General features: G+C 55.3%; 18 protein-coding genes and 1 pseudogene. 16 read left to right on the forward strand and 3 right to left on the reverse strand.

Features of this window, described 5'->3' with window-relative positions:
* Nucleotides 1–287, reverse strand: a pseudogene (locus ACP5OT_RS07995) (hypothetical protein); the annotation flags it as partial.
* 193 nt (nt 288–480) lie between these two features.
* Between ACP5OT_RS07995 and ACP5OT_RS08000 the strand changes: the two are divergent.
* On the forward strand, nt 481–1098 hold the full coding sequence (locus tag ACP5OT_RS08000) for a hypothetical protein (RefSeq protein WP_424677520.1): 618 nt from the start codon (nt 481–483) through the stop codon (nt 1096–1098).
* 88 nt (nt 1099–1186) lie between these two features.
* On the opposite strand, the gene pufM is transcribed toward ACP5OT_RS08000, so the two are convergent.
* Both pufM and ACP5OT_RS08010 read right to left on the reverse strand, forming a co-directional pair.
* Nucleotides 1187–2101 (reverse strand): photosynthetic reaction center subunit M, encoded by a 915-nt coding sequence (gene pufM, locus ACP5OT_RS08005; protein ID WP_424677521.1) that lies wholly within the window; start codon nt 2099–2101, stop codon nt 1187–1189.
* A 16-nt stretch (nt 2102–2117) separates the two neighbouring features.
* Nucleotides 2118–3053, reverse strand: coding sequence for a photosynthetic reaction center subunit L (locus ACP5OT_RS08010; protein ID WP_015940399.1), 936 nt, complete (start codon nt 3051–3053; stop codon nt 2118–2120).
* Nucleotides 3054–3352: 299 nt separating this feature from the next.
* On the opposite strand from ACP5OT_RS08010, the gene ACP5OT_RS08015 reads away from it, so the two are divergent.
* From ACP5OT_RS08015 to nuoK, 15 genes are all read left to right on the forward strand, one after another.
* The gene (locus ACP5OT_RS08015) at nt 3353–4252 is read left to right on the forward strand and encodes a glycosyltransferase family 2 protein (protein ID WP_428113536.1); all 900 of its coding nucleotides are present in this window, start codon (nt 3353–3355) and stop codon (nt 4250–4252) included.
* A 10-nt stretch (nt 4253–4262) separates the two neighbouring features.
* Nucleotides 4263–5693 (forward strand): undecaprenyl-phosphate glucose phosphotransferase, encoded by a 1431-nt coding sequence (locus tag ACP5OT_RS08020; protein WP_424677166.1) that lies wholly within the window; start codon nt 4263–4265, stop codon nt 5691–5693.
* A 113-nt stretch (nt 5694–5806) separates the two neighbouring features.
* Complete coding sequence (locus tag ACP5OT_RS08025) at nt 5807–6172, forward strand: hypothetical protein (protein ID WP_424677152.1); 366 nt, start codon at nt 5807–5809, stop codon at nt 6170–6172.
* A 155-nt stretch (nt 6173–6327) separates the two neighbouring features.
* A complete protein-coding gene (gene tsaE / locus ACP5OT_RS08030) occupies nt 6328–6849 on the forward strand; it encodes a tRNA (adenosine(37)-N6)-threonylcarbamoyltransferase complex ATPase subunit type 1 TsaE (RefSeq protein WP_424677153.1) in 522 nt (173 codons plus the stop codon).
* Nucleotides 6849–7526, forward strand: a complete 678-nt coding sequence (gene tsaB / locus ACP5OT_RS08035) for a tRNA (adenosine(37)-N6)-threonylcarbamoyltransferase complex dimerization subunit type 1 TsaB (protein ID WP_428131861.1) — start codon at nt 6849–6851, stop codon at nt 7524–7526. Before tsaE ends, tsaB begins: the two co-directional genes overlap by 1 nt.
* Nucleotides 7527–7555: 29 nt before the next feature.
* Nucleotides 7556–8272, forward strand: a complete 717-nt coding sequence (locus ACP5OT_RS08040; protein ID WP_424677155.1) for an FhaA domain-containing protein — start codon at nt 7556–7558, stop codon at nt 8270–8272.
* A gap of 3 nt (nt 8273–8275) precedes the next feature.
* Nucleotides 8276–8725 carry an FHA domain-containing protein gene (locus tag ACP5OT_RS08045; RefSeq protein ID WP_424677156.1) on the forward strand — a complete coding sequence of 150 codons (450 nt, stop codon included), beginning with the start codon at nt 8276–8278 and terminating at the stop codon, nt 8723–8725.
* 219 nt (nt 8726–8944) lie between these two features.
* Nucleotides 8945–9301 carry an NADH-quinone oxidoreductase subunit A gene (locus tag ACP5OT_RS08050; protein WP_428131863.1) on the forward strand — a complete coding sequence of 119 codons (357 nt, stop codon included), beginning with the start codon at nt 8945–8947 and terminating at the stop codon, nt 9299–9301.
* A 2-nt stretch (nt 9302–9303) separates the two neighbouring features.
* Nucleotides 9304–10098, forward strand: a complete 795-nt coding sequence (locus tag ACP5OT_RS08055) for an NADH-quinone oxidoreductase subunit B (protein ID WP_015940390.1) — start codon at nt 9304–9306, stop codon at nt 10096–10098.
* Nucleotides 10091–10612, forward strand: a complete 522-nt coding sequence (locus ACP5OT_RS08060) for an NADH-quinone oxidoreductase subunit C (protein WP_424677158.1) — start codon at nt 10091–10093, stop codon at nt 10610–10612. Before ACP5OT_RS08055 ends, ACP5OT_RS08060 begins: the two co-directional genes overlap by 8 nt.
* Before the next feature lie 97 nt (nt 10613–10709).
* The gene (locus ACP5OT_RS08065; RefSeq protein ID WP_424677159.1) at nt 10710–11819 is read left to right on the forward strand and encodes an NADH-quinone oxidoreductase subunit D; all 1110 of its coding nucleotides are present in this window, start codon (nt 10710–10712) and stop codon (nt 11817–11819) included.
* A complete protein-coding gene (locus ACP5OT_RS08070) occupies nt 11816–13000 on the forward strand; it encodes a 4Fe-4S dicluster domain-containing protein (RefSeq protein ID WP_424677160.1) in 1185 nt (394 codons plus the stop codon). Before ACP5OT_RS08065 ends, ACP5OT_RS08070 begins: the two co-directional genes overlap by 4 nt.
* Before the next feature lie 55 nt (nt 13001–13055).
* A complete protein-coding gene (gene nuoH / locus ACP5OT_RS08075) occupies nt 13056–14399 on the forward strand; it encodes an NADH-quinone oxidoreductase subunit NuoH (RefSeq protein WP_424677161.1) in 1344 nt (447 codons plus the stop codon).
* Nucleotides 14400–14506: 107 nt separating this feature from the next.
* Nucleotides 14507–15160: an NADH-quinone oxidoreductase subunit J family protein gene (locus tag ACP5OT_RS08080; RefSeq protein WP_424677162.1), complete on the forward strand. Its 654-nt coding sequence runs from the start codon at nt 14507–14509 to the stop codon at nt 15158–15160.
* Nucleotides 15161–15162: 2 nt separating this feature from the next.
* Nucleotides 15163–15480 carry an NADH-quinone oxidoreductase subunit NuoK gene (nuoK, locus tag ACP5OT_RS08085; protein ID WP_015940384.1) on the forward strand — a complete coding sequence of 106 codons (318 nt, stop codon included), beginning with the start codon at nt 15163–15165 and terminating at the stop codon, nt 15478–15480.
* Nucleotides 15481–15532: the final 52 nt, after the last annotated feature.

Below are 15532 nucleotides of genomic sequence, written 5' to 3' on the forward strand. Positions count from 1 at the left end.
CCCGCGAAATCGGAAGATTGCTCGCTACGCTCGCAATGACAGGATGCCTGTACTGCGCGCGCACTGCCTGTCACGCACCTCCATTGTCCTTTCGCGGGCGCATCAGTGCAGGGTTTGTGTCCTTTCGCGGGCGCATCAGTGCAGGGTTTGTGTCCTTTCGCGGGCGCATTAGTGCAGGGTTTGTGTCCTTTCGCGGGCGCATCAGTGCAGGGTTTGTGTCCTTTCGCAGGCGCATCAGCGCAAGGTTTGTGTCCTTTCGCGGGCGCGCCAGCGCAGGGTTTGTGTCCTTTCGCGGGCGCGCCAGCGCCCGAGAAATCTTTTGCTCGCTACGCTCGCAATGACAGGATGCCTGTACTGCGCGCGCACTGCCTGTCACACACCTCCATTGTTTTTGCGTGAGTATGGTAGGATTGACATAGCAGCGTTGCCGCCGGTAGTGTAGCAGCTTCGCCCGACAAGCTAGAGAGACGGATTGTAGCAATGACCGCTTCACCGTTCCGCCAGCGTCTTGGTCGCCGTCTTGGCCCAGTTCCTTACTATCAGGTGATCCATGCCGAACCGGAGCGACTCCATCTGCAATCGTACCCACAAGCCAATCGCAGTGCAGCAATTCCTTTGTTGGTGAGTGGCGGTGTACTGATGATCATCGCTGCGGTTACGCTCATTGCCGGTGTCCTGGCCGCCGTGCAAGAGCTAGGGTTTGCGACTGCCGGTCTGAGTGCCGCCGTTGGTGGGCTGTTTGGCGGGTTAGCCATTCAACGTCTCGTTGGTGGGTATGCAATTGCGACGACGACCAACGAAATCATACTCGATGCCGAAACCTTCACCATCCGTCAGACCAGCCGGGTTGGACGGCCACGCGAGCAGCAGATTGAACGGGCCAGTATTCAGGGGTTGCGGCTACGTCCTTATCGGATAGTGACCGGTGGGTTTATTCGTCGCTTACAGCCGGTATTGGCACTCGAAATGATCGTTGGCGACGAAGTATGGATCATTGATAGTGCCGTCGTGCCGGCAGCTCTACAACCGCTGGTGAATGCTATGGCGCTCGCCTTGAGCGTGTCGGTCGAGCGGGTGAACGAGTTCTCCCCACGTTAAGTGGCTCTCCCTTCTACTACAAAACGCACCCCTCGCCCACCAGTGGTGGACGAGGGGGCGGGAGGAAGGAAGGGTATTCAATGAACCACTACGGTAGCGGTGTCGGTCCTTGTGGATACGCAATCCCGGCCTCGACACCCCACTGGAACCAGTTATTGACGAAATCAGGCATCGAGAAGAAGACACCGAGTGCGCCGGTAATTCCGCATAGCCACGCAAACCAGAACGCCCACAGGTGGATCGAGTAGGCATTGGCATTGAAGCCTATGCACCAGCGCCAGAAGAGCTGAGCGCGCTCGGTACCGGTACCGGGAGCTTGAATCTCATTCCACTCCTCGTGAGCCGCATACTTCTCCAATGCCCAGATTGTGCCGGCGTGCATCGCCAATAGCAAGGTTGAGCCGAGCAGGAAGAAGATCGAGAGCATGTGGAACGGATTGTAGTAGAAGTTGCCGTAACGCACGCTCACGTTGTTCGTCCAGTCGAGCAGCGCCTTAATCCCGTGGGCCGGAGCCTCCGACCAATCGCCCATCCAGACCGGACGGATAATGTAGATCACCAGATAGAGCGCAATTGCACCGGTGAAACCGTAAGCCAGATAGGGCTTAATACCGAGCGCCTTCGCGCGGGTATAGATATGCATATACCACGCGAAGATCGACAGGGTAAGGAAGAAGGTTGCAATCAACCACCAGCCACCCTCATTCAGCGGCGGGAAGCTCAATCCATAGCGTGACGATGGTGGATCGATTTGCAGGACGACAAAATACTTGATAAACGCCACCGGGTTAAAGTTCACCTGCGACAGCATGACAAACAGCCAGATGAAGGTAAAAATACCGCCGCTGATGTACGCAACTGTATTCCAGAAGCCGAGGTAGAATGGGCCTAATTGGCTATCGAAGCCAAAGTTTTCGAGGAGCGGAATTTCAATCGGTTTACCGATTCGTCCGCGATCACGCCCCAGTTCCAGATCGCCCGGCATCATGTCCATGGTCGCCATACCAATGTACTCCTCTCTAGACGCCGCTCCAGAAGGGGAGATTGTTCCAGAAATTCCAGAAGCTCACCCAATCCTGCACTGGCCAGCCTGATAGTAAGATGCACAGATCGGCCGACAAAATGCCGCCGATAGCGAAGATATACCCAAGGCGATGCACACCGGCTTCACCGACCGAGTAGTATTGCACATCGCGGAAGAATACGTTCTCGATGTCGCCACCTTCCGGGCCGCGATACTGGGCAGCGCTGAGGATGAGGGAACCATGGCAGGCCAGTAGCCATGTCGAGGCAAATAGACCGGTAATGCCGATGGCGTGGAACGGATTGTAGAAAAAGTTATTGTAGCGGTAGCCAAAATTCGATACCCAGTCGAGGTGTGGCATCACACCGAGGACAAATCCTTCGTGCCACATCCCCAGGGCAATTGGGCGGATGATCTGGAGCACGGTCCACGCCGAGACGGCGACGCCAAAGGCAATCGGCACGTGGTAGCCCATATCGAGCTTCATGCTAATGTCCACCTGCCGCATCATCCAGCCGAAGAAGGCGATTGTTGCGAATAGCACCGTCATCTGCCACGCAAACCCCGGTTCGCCCGGCGCTGCGAAGCCTAGACCGAGTTCGGCCGGTGGTGGGTCAATTCTCCCGGCAAAGAAGTTTTGTGGGAAGGAGTAAGGCCCTTTCAGTATCGTCTCGTTGATGTAAAAGTATGAACCAAAGATTATCCCGATCACCGAGACGAAACCCCAGAATCCAACGTAAAACGGCCCAACCCAGAAATCGAAGGGGTCGTAACGAAAGATCGCGCTGAAGGTAGTGCGCCCCTTGATCTTATACTCCGGCTCGATTTCTTCGATCGTGCGCCCTCCCGGCACCCGCGTTGCTCGTGCCCCTTCAACGACGGTGAATGAAAAGTCGGGAAAGCGGGGGTCTTTCGCTTTTGCTCTGCTCATAGCGACTCCCTCTGCTAGCGGCTGGCACTACGATCGGCTGAGAGATTACGCCGGTTCGCTGCCACATCCTAACTGTGTGTAATGATAAGCAAAATCTTACGCCCTTTCCGGCCAGTATAATACGCTTAATAGGCATTGTCAAGCTTCAGGTGTCGTTATTTAATTTTGCATTATAAAGCCTTAAATCTTATTAGTTGCCTCTTGAACAGCTTCTGTTCACTTCTTGCATATATAACAAGAGCGACCTATGGTATACTGAGGAAGAGTTGGCGTCTTTGCTCGGATACAACAGGTGGAAGATGGCTAGTCTTGCGGTGGTAATCTTAAACTACAATCGAGCCGATCTGCTTGCCGATTGCCTGGCATCGATTGCAGCCGCTCCCGCCCGCTGTCATCTCTCCGTTTGGGTGGTTGATAACGCTTCCACCGACGGCAGTGCTACGCTTGTCCGCGAGCGCTTTGCATGGGTACATCTGATCGAAAGTCCGGTGAACGGTGGGTTTTCAGCCGGGAATAATCTCGCCCTGCGGCAAATCCTCGCCTTACCCGATCCGCCAGACTACATCTTGCTCCTGAACAACGATACGGTGGTCCCGCCGGGCGCACTTGACGGTTTGGTTGAGTATCTTGAACAGCATCCGGCAGTGGGTGCGGTTGGTCCCAAGTTACTATTGCCCGATGGTTCACTTGATCTGGCGTGTCGGCGTAGCTTCCCCACCCCGACCGTCGCGTTTTATCGCCTCTTTGGGCTGTCACGTCTGTTCCCTCGCAGTCGCCGGTTTGCCGCCTACAATATGACCTATCTCGACCCCGATGTCGAGACTGAAGTCGATTCGGTCGTCGGTGCATGCATGATGGTGCGCACGACGGTGGTACGCGAGGTGGGTTTGCTCGATGAAGCCTTTTTTATGTATGGGGAAGACCTCGATTGGGCCTACCGGATCAAACAGTACGGCTGGAAAATTGTCTACTACCCGGGCGTGACAGTGTATCATTATAAACGGGCCGCTTCGAGTCGTCGTCCAATCCCGTCGATCCGAGCGTTTTATAATGCGATGCGGCTGTTCCATCGTAAGCATTACGCGGCGACGACACCGGCCTTGGTGAATCGCTTGATCGAGTTTGGTATTACGATAAAGGAGCTGTGGGCACTTGGCCGCAATCTCCTCCTCCCACCCAGCGCACGCCGCGTCGGCTAATACCCGGACGATGGTGCGTCCGCGCGCATGGCGTGCCCTTTTGCGCTTACTGTTAGTCGTGTTCGATCTGGTGGCGCTGAATCTGGCAGCGCAGATGGCGTATGCCCTTGGCGCCGATTCGCTTGTCGCTGCCGGTTTTCGTCCGCCTGCCGATCCGCTCACGCCGTTGCGTCTCACCGTCGTAGGGACCCTCATTGCACTGATCGTGTTTGCCAGCCATGGCCTCTACGAGATGAAGCGCGGTGCCTCACGTCTTGATGAAGCGGTGAAGGTGGTGACCGCCATCTCTTTTACGCTGGTGCTGGTGATCTTCGTCAATGCCCTGATCGGTGAGTTTGGTGGCGAAGAGTTGCCGTGGACGCGTGACATTCTCTTTCAAGGCTGGCTGTTGGCAGTAGGATTTTGTCTGGTTGGCCGGTTTATCCATCGGGTGATGGTCTACGTCTTGCGGCGCTATTTTGATATTGATACCCGCCGTGTCTTGATCGTCGGTGCGCGTGAACCCGGTCGCCTCGTGTGGAATACAATCCGACGGCGACCGGAATTGGGTTATCGCGTCCAAGGGTTTCTCTCCGATACGGTGCCGATCGGCGAAGTGGTTGATGGCTTACCGGTATTGGGACGCACCGAACATATTTGTCGCGCTATCCGGGCGACGCGCGCCGATGAGGTGATCATCGCCCTCTCCGGTCGGTCGTCCCAAGATTTGGTCGAGGTGATTGCGCTGGCCGAAGATGAGTCGGTTGCGATTAAAGTTTACCCTGACACCTTCCAACTGATCACCAACAACGGTGTCTCGATTGGCGATTTGCGCGATTTACCGCTGGTAAGTGTCAAAAATGCTGCCCTCGATAATCCGCTAAACCGTGTACTCAAACGAGGGTTAGATCTGGTGGTGGCGTCGCTGGTGCTCCTCTTCGCCGCGCCGTTGATGCTGCTGATCGCGCTGGCCATCCGGCTCGAATCGCGTGGCCCTATCTTCTTTTTACAAGAACGGGTGGGACTTGATGGGCAGCCGTTCTGGATGATTAAGTTTCGGACGATGCGTCCCGATGCCGAGAAGTTTGGGACGTGGACGGTGCAGAACGATCCGCGCGTGACCCGGGTCGGTCGTTGGCTCCGCCGGACGAGCCTCGATGAGTTGCCGCAGTTGATCAATGTGCTGATCGGTGAGATGTCGATTGTTGGCCCGCGCCCTGAGCAGGCCCACTGGGTCGCACAATTCCGCCAGCAGATTCCCCGCTATATGCGCCGTCATAAAGAAAAAGCCGGCCTCACCGGGTGGGCGCAGGTGAATGGATTACGCGGTGATACCAGTATCGAAGAGCGTACTCGCTACGACTTATATTATGTAGAAAATTGGTCGCTGCTCTTCGATATCAAGATTATTTTGCGCACGATCATCAACTTTATCACCGGTCGGCAAGAGAATGCGTACTAATATTGTACAAATATTGTTAAAAGTATGGTATACTATGCATATCACTCTCCCCCATCAGCGTAATGCCCCGTTGCTCACGCACGAGGCCTGAGTCCTCAATGGAGGAGGATATTATGGAAGTGATTGCCCGTGAAGCTGCCGCCCATGCTCGCCGGCTTGGTTATCAGGTTGTCGCCGCTGAACAGTTGCGTGCGACCCGATGTTTGTTGGTGCTTGCCGAACCGTCTGGTCAGCTGTTTGCCGTGATGATCCAACGTCGGGCACTGTTGACTGCGGCTGATGTCCAAGATTTTGCCGAGATACTCTTTCTGCGTCGTCTGAATCGCGGTCTCCTGATCGCGGTTGATGGTGGTTTTAGCGCCGAAGCCCGTCGTACTGCGCAAGAGTTGCGTTTTGTCTCAATTACCCTAGCGAACGATTTGCCGCCGGCAGCTCCGCTTACCACAAGCGGGATGAATCCGGTGATCGATATTGGGTGAGTTGTTCTCGCGGTAGCTTTCGGTCGTCTACTCCTCTTCCGCTGCGGCATACCAAGCGTCACAACATTACGTTACGATGTTGTGACGTTGCTTTCACATTGAGGCTCCCCATAGCTGGCATAATGGTACGGTAGTGGCTATGGTACAATAAAGCCATGACCGATCAAATATTGCCGGCGGCGCAAACGCCGCACGATCTCGATTTTATCAGTCATAGTCCGGCTCAAACCGAACGGATCGGCACACGCCTTGGTCAGCTCTTATGCGCCGGTGATCTGATCTTGCTATCGGGACCGCTCGGCGCCGGCAAGACGCATCTGATCAAGGGGATTGCCCGTGGTTTGGGGTACGATGGCCCGGTCACGAGTCCGACGTTTGTCTTGATCAATGAGTATCGTGCCGATGCTGCCCATCATCGGGTACCGATTTACCACGTTGATCTATACCGGCTCGATGGAGTACGCGAACTTTCGACTATCGGGCTTGATGAGTTGTTGATGACCGAAGGTGTCTGTTTGATCGAGTGGCCTGAGCGTGCGGCAGTGGCGTTGCCGTCTGAACATTTGCAGATTGTTCTCAGTTATGTGAGTGAAACGAAGCGGCAGGTTCGCATGATGCCACGTGGTCAGCGCTATCGTGATCTGTTGGCAACGTTTAAGGAGGCAACGTTCGGCTGATGTTGCTCGCGATTGATACAGCTACTGCGCTGACCGGTTTGGCTCTCTATGGCCCAAACGGTCCGCTTGCGGAAAGTGTGTGGGAATCGGGGCGTAATCATACTGCCCAACTCTTACCGCAGATTGATACGCTGCTGCGGTATGTTGGTGCGACGCCGGCCGATCTAACGGTGCTTGCCGTCAGCTTAGGGCCAGGGAGCTGGAGCGGGTTACGGGTCGGGTTGAGCTTGGCAAAGGGTATGGCATTGGCCGGGGATCTGCCGTTGATCGGAATTGCCACTCTCGAAGCATTAGCCTATCAGTACCTGCCTTCACCGCTACCGGTCTACCCTCTGATTCGCTTGGGGCGTGAACGCTACGCGACCGCACCGTTTGCCGTGCGTGATCGACTCGAGCGGCTTGGGCCGGATCGGAACCTCACACTGAGTGAGCTTTGTGCTATGGTAAGTGAGGGGGCGTTCTTTTGTGGTGATCTTGACTCGGCGACAATCGCCGGATTGCAACGTGGCCTGGGCGAACGAGCCGTCTTTCCGACACCGGCAGCTCGTTTGCGTCGGCCCTCCTTTTTGGCCGAATTAGCGTGGCAGCGTCATCTTGAACGACATTACGATGATCTGGCCACGCTTGAACCGATCTATCTAGGCGAACCGGTACGCGCACCGGTAGTCGGGGCATGATCACAGGCTGAACAGCTTTACGAGGAGCTATGTCTGCGCTGCGTCGCTTCGAACAGTTTATGGAACAACTGGTAGAAGGATCGATGGCACGTATGTTTCGCAGCTCGATCCAGCCGGTTGAGATTGCCCGCCGTCTTGAAAAGGCAATGGAGAGTGACCAACGGATTAGCGTGAAACGGGTGATCGTACCGAGTTTCTACCGAGCGTACCTCCATCCGCAAGATTTTGCCGCCTTTCAACCGATACGTCAGCAGCTCGAGCAGGAGCTGGCGACGTACCTCAGCGAACTGGCCTCCGAACGTGATTTTGTCCTGCTTGAACAGCCGCGGGTAGTGTTGGCTGAAGACCCGGCGGTGCCACGTCGCTCGATTCAGGTCGTAGCCGAGATGGGAAGCAATCAGGTCGATCAGCCAAATATGACTAAGATAATGCAGGGCGATCAGGCGGCCGGCCGCTCTTCAGGTGCGTTTTTGCTCTTGCAAACCGGTGATACGTCACAGGCGTTGCCGATTGCGACGACGATGGTCTCGATTGGGCGTGGACTCGATAACGATATTATCTTGGAAGATACCCGTGTTTCGCGCAAACACGCGCAGTTACGTTATCGTCAGCGCCGGTTCTGGTTGACGGATCTTGGTAGCACCAATGGTACCTTCGTGAACGGTGAGCGTATTGCCGAACGCGCGTTGCGCGATGGTGATGTCATTTCATTAGGGGGGCTTGAGTTGATCTTTCGCGAGGGCTAGCCGATGATTTCCGATATCGCCAGCATCTCAATCGGCGTTATCTTGCTCTTGCTCCGAGTTGCGGTTGTCTTTCTGCTCTATTTCTTTCTCTGGCAAGTGGTACAGGTCATCCGCCGCGATTTGATCAGTCCGCATGCTGCACCGGTGGCTGCTAACTCCTACGGCCAACTGGTCGTTACGCGATCTGGTCAGAGTGGGGTTGTGGTCGGTAAAGTGTTTCCCCTTAATCCGGTGACGCTTATCGGACGCAGCCCGCATTGCGATATTGTGCTGAACGATAACTTTCTGTCGAGTGAGCATGCACGTCTCGCCCGCCAAGGTGATGTCTGGATCCTCGAAGACCTCAACAGTACCAACGGTACCTTCCTGAATGGATTTGAAGTGTCCGGCCTAGCCGAAGTGCATCCCGGTGATACTATCCGGGTTGGACGGGTTGAGCTACGGTTGGAATAAGATAATTTTCAGTTGATCTTCGTTAAGCTAGCGTTCAATCTCTACTAGCGCTGTCTCGGTGTTTGGAGCGCGCCGGTATTGCGTATCTCTATCGAATCAGTGCATTCATTTCTTCACAAAACAGTATTGATTAGGTTGCAGAGCGCGTATATCTGTCGAGACAATTTGTGATATACTTCTCATTGCTTTCACGCTATTCACGTACTAGGAGGAGAGGCGATGCTCGCCGACTATGCTCTGATAGGCATCTTCCTTATTGCTGCAATCAGCTTTCCACTGATTCCACTCGTGCTGGCCTTCTTCCTACGCCCCAAACGACCAACCCCGCTCAAGACGAGCACCTACGAGTGCGGTCTTGAAGCGATCGGTGATGTCCATGTTCAGTTTAAGGTACAGTATTATCTCTATGCCCTCGCCTTTGTGATCTTCGACATTGAAGTTATCTTTTTGTATCCGTGGGCAGTAGCATTTAATTCAGTAGGCCTGTATGGTCTCATTGCAGCCACGATTTTTCTCCTCATGTTATTTGCCGGCTTGCTCTACGAATGGCGCAAAGGTGCTCTGGAGTGGGTGTGACTATGGCCGACATTGATCCAAACCAGCTCGAACTTGAGCGGCAGGGTATCCTGTTGACTACCGTCAATCGGTTTTATAACTGGGGACGCCGCTCGTCGATCTGGCCGATGGCGTTCGGATTGGCGTGTTGTGCGATTGAAATGATGGCATTTGGCCTCAGCCGCTACGACGTGGCGCGGTTTGGCGCTGAGTTGTTTCGGGCGTCGCCACGGCAAGCCGATCTGATGATCGTCGCCGGTACCGTTACCAAGAAGATGGCGCCGCAGGTCGTGCGGCTGTACAACCAAATGGCCGAACCGCGCTATGTCATATCGATGGGGGCATGTGCTACCTCTGGTGGTCCCTTTCGCGATGGCTATAACGTATTACGCGGGATCGATCTGCTGATCCCGGTCGATGTCTATGTGCCCGGCTGTCCACCACGGCCTGAGGCGTTGCTCCATGCACTGATGACGCTCCAAGAACAGATCGATCGCCAGAAGTTGGGGCGAGTACGTTGGTACGGCGAAGGGGACAAGCCGCAGACAACCGATTTTCCGGTGCCAACGTTTGGCGCCAAAGGTTTGGAAATCGATGGTAAATTGATCGATCCGGTGGGTGGCCTGCCGTTACTTAGCCCCTATACCTCACCGAGTCATGGCGAACACCGATCAGGTCAGATTGAACATCCTGAAGTGGTGCGTCAGTTCCCGATTATGGATCCGGAAGTCGAGCTGGAACATGCGTTGAAGGCTCGCGGTGTATCACCGGAAATCGCCGCAGATGATCTCAAGCGAGGTGAGGTGAGCAATGCCTGAGTTGACGTCTACCGAACTGAAAGCCAAATTGGCTGCGGCACTGCCCGATGCGCTGCTCGAACCAGAACCGATCGCAATTTCGCCGCCGCCTAAGCATGGCCCTCCCGCCGCTCTGTTTGCACCACCTGATCCGTTGGTACGCCCTCAGCGGTTGGTCGATGCTGCGCTCTTCGTGCGCGATACGCTCGGCTATGCTTACTTGTCCGACATTGCAGTTGTCGATTATCTTTACGCCGGCTGTTTCGAGATCGTCTATCGCTTTTACCATCCGGCCGGCGGTTCGAGTGTTGTGTTGCGGGTGCGCGTACCACGCGATGAGCCGGTTGTACCGTCATTGACGCCGTATTGGCCGGCGGCACATTTTCACGAACGCGAAGCCTACGATCTGTTTGGGATAGTGTTTACCGGTCATCCCTATCTGCACCGCATTTATATGTGGGACGAGTTCGAAGGCTTCCCGATGCGCAAAGATTTTCCTCGCCAAGGTGATAAATATCTCGGCGCTGAAGAGTAGCGATGTGGTAGGGGAGCCGGTCGAGAGAATGATGATGCGTGTTTGCCAACAGTAGTGGTATTCGTTTGCTAACCTTTACTTACCAGCCGGTGCCGTTATGCTCCAAACTCAAGAGCTGCAAGTCAATATTGGACCGCAACATCCGTCAACCCACGGCGTGTTTCGTATGTTGGTAACGGTTGACGGTGAGACGGTGGTTGATCTGAAACCGGTGTTCGGTTATCTGCATCGTAACCACGAGCAGATCGCCGAAGCTAATTCATATCTGCAAAATATGCCGTATACCGACCGGCTCGACTATTTTAATTCCATGGCGAACAATCACGCCTATGCAATGGCGGTCGAGCGGTTGGCCGGGATCGAAGTTCCCGAGCGGGCTGAGTACATCCGGGTGTTGATGGTTGAGCTGACCCGTATTCTGAATCACGCAAGTGCGGTCGGCTTTATGATCAACGATATGGGGGCATGGCAAACGCCGCTGGCCTTCGGTATGCGCGAACGTGAGAAGATTCTCGATCTGTTTGAGATGGCGAGCGGTGCCCGGTTGATGTGCAATTACTTCCGCTTCGGCGGGGTCGTGCGCGATTTGCCCCCAGAGTTCATTCCCAACCTCCGTGAGCTGCTGCGTGCTCTGCCGGCGTATATCGACGAGCTAGAGCGATTGTTGCGCGACAATGAAATTTTGTTGCAGCGCGCGGTGGGGATCGGCATTTTGCCGCCTGAAGTGGCTCTGTCGTATGGCGTGAGTGGTCCGGTGCTGCGCGGTTCGGGTATTCCCTACGATGTACGGAAAGCCGAGCCGTACAGTGTCTACGACCGGTTCGATTTTGATATTCCTATTGGGAAGGTTGGTGATGTCTACGACCGCTTTCTGGTGCGGATCGAAGAGATGCGCCAGAGCAAGCGAATCATCGAGCAGGTGCTCGAGCAGTTACCCGATGCCAAGGGTGGGCATATCAATCCGAAAGCACGCCAGAATATCCGCCCGCCGGTTGGCGATGCCTATGCCCGCATCGAGTCGCCGAAGGGTGAGCTTGGTTTCTACCTGGTCAGCGACGGGAGTACAAGACCGTATCGCTACAAAGTGCGCGCACCGTCGTTCATCAATCTAACGCCACTGGCCGATATGTGTCGTGGCTACAAAGTTGCCGATATTGTCGTCATCCTTGGCAGCATTGATATTGTGATGGGGGAGGTGGATCGATGACGGTACCTCCATTTGAGATAGAGATACGGCGCGGGCGCGTGATTGAAGTGCAGCGTGATGATACGCGGGTGCGGCGCGGTGGTGGCTTGCTGCGTGGGATGGCCGTGATTTGGAAGCACTGGAAAGAGTCGTTTAAGCTCAACCGGAGCTATAGCCAGATCCACGGTACGTTTACTATTCAGTACCCAGAGGAACGGGCACGTATTCCCGAAACCTATCGCAACATGCCGATCCTCCTCTACGACGATGAGACTGGCCACGAACTCTGCACCTCATGTTTTCAATGTGAGCGAATTTGTCCGCCACAGGTGATCCACATGACGCAGGCGAAAGATCCGGCTACCGGTAAACCGGTGCCGGCGGTGGCAGAGTTCATTATCGAGTACGATGCCTGTATGAGTTGTGGTTTCTGCGCCGAAGTCTGTCCCTTCGACGCGATCAAGATGGATCACGAGTTTGAACTTTCAACTGACGATCACGCTCGGTTAACGGTGCATAAAGAGCAGCTCAATCGTCCGATCAGCTATTATGCCAAGATTGCACCTATGATGTGGGCTGAGGTGCGCGAAAGTGCGTTGAAGAAATTGCAAGGCAATATCCGTCGTCGCCCTGATGTGATCGGCATTGCACCTCACCTGACCGAGCGGATTGCGGCGCGAAGGGCTGAGTTGGCGGCGCAAGCCGCCCAAACTCCACCGGCAGCACCGTCAGATCTGGCAACACCACCGACGACAGAAGGTCGCAAGTTGACACCGGAAGAGAAGGCGGCCAAGCTAGCCGCTATCCGCGCTGCTAAGGGAGCGCAGGCTGGTGATGGCGCGTTGCCGGCTACCGAATCTGCACCACCGACCGACAAAGCGGCGAAATTAGCTGCGATCCGGGCAGCCAATGCAGCGAAGCAGGCGGCCGCGGGCGAGTCGATGACACCTGCGGCGACGGAGCCACCGGCGGACCCTCCGGCGGCGCCACCGACCGATAAAGCGGCACGTCTTGCAGCGATCCGGGCGGCCAATGCAGCGAAGCGGGCAGCAGCGGGCGAGTCGACGACACCTGCGGCGACGGAGCCACCGGCAGAGCCTCCGGCGGCGGCGCCCACCGACAAAGCGGCGCGGCTGGCTGCGATCCGGGCGGCCAATGCGGCGAAGAAACAACAATCAGGTGATGAATCATCATCGGAGTAGCACACAGTTTGCAGCATTAGGCAGTTAACCTCACTAAATTGTTACGGAGAGATCGATGTACGATATACTTGCCGCCTTGATCAACGGTACGTTTGGCTGGGGATGGCCAGAGTGGGTGTTGCGTCTGCTAAGCTACATCTTAATCGTCACCATTGTGTTGATCGTCGCACCACTCCAGATGCTCTTTTTCACCTACTACGAGCGTCGCGTTATTGCGCGGATGCAGGATCGGATCGGGCCTAATCGTGTTGGACCCGAAGGCATCTGGCAGCCAATCGCCGATGGCGTCAAGATGTTTACCAAAGAAGACATCGTGCCGCAGGCTGCCGATCGGATCGTGCATTTTCTCGCCCCGTGTGTGGTCGTTGCCCCAACTGTCCTGATGTTCGCTGTCGTGCCGTGGGGACCGGGAATGACGCCGGTCGATCTGCCAACCGGTTTGCTCTTCTTCTTTGCCGTGTCGTCGATCAGCGCAGTCGGACTAATGATGGCCGGTTGGGCTAGCAACAACAAGTTCTCGCTTCTCGGTGCTATGCGGGCGGTGGCACAGATGGTATCGTATGAAATACCGGCAGTGCTATCACTAATTGCCATCGTCATCATCGTCGGCTCGCTCTCGCTGAATGAGATCATTGCCTATCAATCGGGATTGTTGATCAGCAATCGTGATCTACCTGGCATCCCCGATCTTGGCCTCGGTTGGTTTGTCTTTACGCCGGTCGGGTTCGTAGCCTTTATCGCATTCTTTATTGCTGCACTGGCCGAAGGTGAGCGCACCCCCTTTGATATTCCCGAAGCCGACTCAGAAATCGTTGCCGGCTATATGACCGAATATAGCGGCATGAAGTTCGGTTTATTCTACCTCGCTCAGTATGTGTTGAATTTCCTCCTCTGTGCGATTACAGCGATCATCTTCTTTGGAGGCTGGCAGGGACCGGGAGTCAACTGGTTGTACGCGCAAGCGATAACGCCGGCAAACCCTAATGGCAACGGTGTGTTTAACGTTTTAGCCGGCGTGTTGGGCGTCTTTTACTTCCTGCTCAAGACCTACTTCTTCTTCTTTGTTATGGTCTGGTTGCGTGGTGCATTCCCGCGCTTGCGTATTGACCAGTTGATGGATTTCGGCTGGAAGTTCCTCATTCCCCTCACGCTGGCTAACCTCTTTTGTGCTGCGCTGTGGGTCGCATTTATTCGCTGGGGGCCGGCAGAAGGAATGCTGATCACCGCCGGGTGGTCGCCGGTGCTGCGCTGGCTGGCGGCGTTTGTGGTCACGCTGGCAATCAATCTTGGAGTCTATCTGTGGTTGACACAGATCTATGCGGCGTCACAGGCCGAACGGCGTCGGGCTGAGCTGGAAGAGCTGAGCGGTTCAAGCGCAATTGTTACGCGTGGCGCATGACGAGGGCCGAACGGCGTCGGGCTGAGCTGGAAGAGCTGAGTGCGACAGTGTAAATTGCCATACGTACACGCTTGTGCGTTACGTAATGCAGACAGCGGGAACAAGAGATGGAAATCGTTGTGCAAATTGTGTTTGGGGTCATTGCCCTCTTCATTCTGGTTGCGGCAGTCATGGTTGTATCGGTGCGGAATGTTATCCATTCGGCGCTATGGCTGATCGCTTGTTTTTTTGGTGTCGGCGCACTGTACATGCTGCTTCAAGCCGAATTTTTGGCCGTTGTCCAGGTATTGGTCTATGTCGGTGCCGTGTCGGTGCTGATCCTCTTTGCGATCATGCTGACCCGCCAGATCAGTGGTGAAGGGATGCGCCAACTCACGACGCGCTGGCCGATTGTCTTGGCGATCTCCGTCTTACTCTTTGCGACGGTTATGGCGCCGACTCTTATCAATCAGCAGTGGAATGTACCGCCCGCACCGCCATTAGGGACGCCTGAGCCAATTGCCGGACCGGCTGAGTTGGGACGCGGCTTTGTCAATGAGTTTCTGCTCCAATTTCAGGTTGTCGGTGTGTTGTTGACGGTAGCGCTGATCGGAGCCATCGTGATCGCTTTCGAAGAGCGGGCACGACGGCGGCGTGTGCTGACGTTAGCTGAAGAGTTGGAATTGAAGCGTTTGCGGGCGGGTACTAACCAACCACCGCTTCCTGAACCGGTTGAAGCTGAGCCGGTAGCGCGCGAGACACGTCCGGCGAATGAGGTGTGAACATGCTGAACGCAGTGCCATTGCCGGCGGTGCTAACGCTGGCCGCCGCACTATTCTGCATTGGGTTGTTTGGAGCGCTGTCGCGGCGTAATCTGATAGGTGTGTTGATGGGGGTTGAGCTAATGCTCAATTCCGTCAATATTAATTTGGTGGCGTTTTGGCGTTATTTTGAGCCACGCTATATCACCGGCCAGACCTTTGCGATTTTTATTATTGCAGTGGCTGCCGCTGAAGCGGCCGTGGGGTTGGCGATGGTTATTGCTGTCTATCGCCATTATGTGACGGTCAATGCCGATGAAGTTGATCGATTGCGCGGCTAATAGCGCGCCAACGGGGTTGGCACCGCGGGTACGCAGCATTGGCACCCAACCG

This window comes from Chloroflexus sp. (genome assembly GCF_049970315.1).
In the GTDB taxonomy this organism is placed as follows: domain Bacteria; phylum Chloroflexota; class Chloroflexia; order Chloroflexales; family Chloroflexaceae; genus Chloroflexus.

Bases quoted from the DNA above. Each gene is read 5' to 3' on its own strand.
- ACP5OT_RS08060 (WP_424677158.1), top strand. From the start codon at position 10,091: ATGCCTGAGTTGACGTCTACCGAACTGAAAGCCAAATTGGCTGCGGCA.
- ACP5OT_RS08020 (WP_424677166.1), top strand. From the start codon at position 4,263: ATGGTGCGTCCGCGCGCATGGCGTGCCCTTTTGCGCTTACTGTTAGTC.
- nuoK (WP_015940384.1), top strand. From the start codon at position 15,163: ATGCTGAACGCAGTGCCATTGCCGGCGGTGCTAACGCTGGCCGCCGCA.
- ACP5OT_RS08025 (WP_424677152.1), top strand. From the start codon at position 5,807: ATGGAAGTGATTGCCCGTGAAGCTGCCGCCCATGCTCGCCGGCTTGGT.
- pufM (WP_424677521.1), bottom strand. From the start codon at position 2,101: ATGGCGACCATGGACATGATGCCGGGCGATCTGGAACTGGGGCGTGAT.
- ACP5OT_RS08000 (WP_424677520.1), top strand. From the start codon at position 481: ATGACCGCTTCACCGTTCCGCCAGCGTCTTGGTCGCCGTCTTGGCCCA.
- tsaB (WP_428131861.1), top strand. From the start codon at position 6,849: ATGTTGCTCGCGATTGATACAGCTACTGCGCTGACCGGTTTGGCTCTC.
- ACP5OT_RS08065 (WP_424677159.1), top strand. From the start codon at position 10,710: ATGCTCCAAACTCAAGAGCTGCAAGTCAATATTGGACCGCAACATCCG.
- nuoH (WP_424677161.1), top strand. From the start codon at position 13,056: ATGTACGATATACTTGCCGCCTTGATCAACGGTACGTTTGGCTGGGGA.
- ACP5OT_RS08015 (WP_428113536.1), top strand. From the start codon at position 3,353: ATGGCTAGTCTTGCGGTGGTAATCTTAAACTACAATCGAGCCGATCTG.
- ACP5OT_RS08045 (WP_424677156.1), top strand. From the start codon at position 8,276: ATGATTTCCGATATCGCCAGCATCTCAATCGGCGTTATCTTGCTCTTG.
- tsaE (WP_424677153.1), top strand. From the start codon at position 6,328: ATGACCGATCAAATATTGCCGGCGGCGCAAACGCCGCACGATCTCGAT.
- ACP5OT_RS08050 (WP_428131863.1), top strand. From the start codon at position 8,945: ATGCTCGCCGACTATGCTCTGATAGGCATCTTCCTTATTGCTGCAATC.
- ACP5OT_RS08070 (WP_424677160.1), top strand. From the start codon at position 11,816: ATGACGGTACCTCCATTTGAGATAGAGATACGGCGCGGGCGCGTGATT.
- ACP5OT_RS08010 (WP_015940399.1), bottom strand. From the start codon at position 3,053: ATGAGCAGAGCAAAAGCGAAAGACCCCCGCTTTCCCGACTTTTCATTC.
- ACP5OT_RS08055 (WP_015940390.1), top strand. From the start codon at position 9,304: ATGGCCGACATTGATCCAAACCAGCTCGAACTTGAGCGGCAGGGTATC.
- ACP5OT_RS08040 (WP_424677155.1), top strand. From the start codon at position 7,556: ATGTCTGCGCTGCGTCGCTTCGAACAGTTTATGGAACAACTGGTAGAA.
- ACP5OT_RS08080 (WP_424677162.1), top strand. From the start codon at position 14,507: ATGGAAATCGTTGTGCAAATTGTGTTTGGGGTCATTGCCCTCTTCATT.